Origin of the sequence: Clostridium sp. (assembly GCF_032552055.1) — a bacterium.
GTDB lineage: Bacteria > Bacillota > Clostridia > Clostridiales > Clostridiaceae > Clostridium.
Genome location: NZ_JAWGSV010000399.1, coordinates 1 through 1545, shown reverse-complemented (window position 1 = coordinate 1545; position 1545 = coordinate 1). Strand labels below are relative to the sequence as shown.

Here is a 1545-nt window from a genome sequence, read left to right as displayed (position 1 = left end):
TCCTAATGCTGTTCCAAAGCTTCCTCCGCCTAAAAAAGCCACTTTACTCATTCTTATTCCTTCCTTTCCTTAAATTCCATTTGAATACCTGTACCACTAAAATCAAAACTATCTCTTAATTGATTCTCAAGATATCTTTCATATGAGAAATGTCTTGCACCAGAATCATTAACAAAGAATACAAACTTCGGTGGTTTAGTAGCAACTTGTGTTGCATAATAAATCTTCATTCTCTTAAGTCCAACTATAGGTGGTTCTTTCATAAGAACTGCCTTATTAATTACCTCATTTAATATACCAGTTGCTATTCTCTTTGAATAGTTTTCATAACATTCTTTTGCTATTTCTAAAACTTTATGAGTTCTTTGACCAGTTTTTGCTGATATAAATAAGTATTTAGCATATTTTAAGAATTTTAATTTCATTTGTAAATCTTCTTTATATCTTTGCATTGTCTTATCATCTTTTTCAATAAGATCCCATTTATTAACTATAACCATTATAGCTTTATTCATCTCATGAGCATAACCTATTATTTTTTCATCTTGCTCTGTTACACCCTCTGTAGCATCAATCATTAAAATACATACATCTGCTCTTTCTATAGCTGTATATGTTCTAATAACTGAGTATCTTTCAATTTCTTCTTTAACCTTACTTTTTCTTCTAAGACCAGCTGTATCTACTAAAATAAACTTTCCAATATCCGTTTCTAAAGTACTATCTATAGAATCTCTAGTAGTTCCAGGAATATTAGAAACTATTAATCTTTCTTCACCTAAAAGCTTATTAATTAATGAAGACTTACCTACATTTGGTTTTCCTATCATTGCTATTCTTATATATTCATCATCTTCGTCTTCTTCGTTATACTTATCAAAGTTTTCTACTACTCTATCTAGCATATCTCCAAGTCCTAATCCTTGAGATGCTGATATAGTAATAGGATCACCTATACCTAAATTATAGAACTCCCAAGCATTATCTTCTTCTTTTAAAGAATCTACCTTATTTACTACTAAAACTACTTCTTTCTTGCTTTTTCTAAGCATTACAGCTACTTCATGGTCTGCTGGAGTTAATCCTTCTTTACCATCAACCACAAAAACAATAACGTCTGCAGTTTCTATAGCTATGTTAGCTTGCCTTCTCATTTGCTTTACAATTATATCTTCTCTTTCAGGTTCAATACCACCTGTATCTATCATAGTAAAGTTGTAATTTAACCATTCTGCCTGAGCGTAAACTCTATCCCTCGTTACACCAGGAGTATCTTGTACTATAGATATTCTGTGTCCTGCTAATTTATTAAATAATGTCGATTTACCCACGTTAGGTCTTCCAACTATGGCAACTATCGGTTTACCCATTTTTAATCCTCCTTGAAATTTGTATTTATTAAGTCAATTATATCAGTTCCTATTAATACTCCCTACTAATAGAATAGTATCTCCAAAAAGGCTTCTTGTAACCTTACTTAAACTATACTCATATTAGTATAATACTTAATTTCAATAGATTTCTATTAAATCTTATATAAGGGGC

The 1545-nt window shown here is 30.6% G+C and carries 1 protein-coding gene; it reads right to left on the bottom strand.

The annotated features are described in order from the left end of the window. Nucleotides 1–53 precede the first annotated feature (53 nt). Nucleotides 54–1370, bottom strand: a complete 1317-nt coding sequence (gene der, locus E6248_RS15895) for a ribosome biogenesis GTPase Der (protein WP_316341739.1) — start codon at nt 1368–1370, stop codon at nt 54–56. Between the last annotated feature and the right edge of the window lie 175 nt (nt 1371–1545).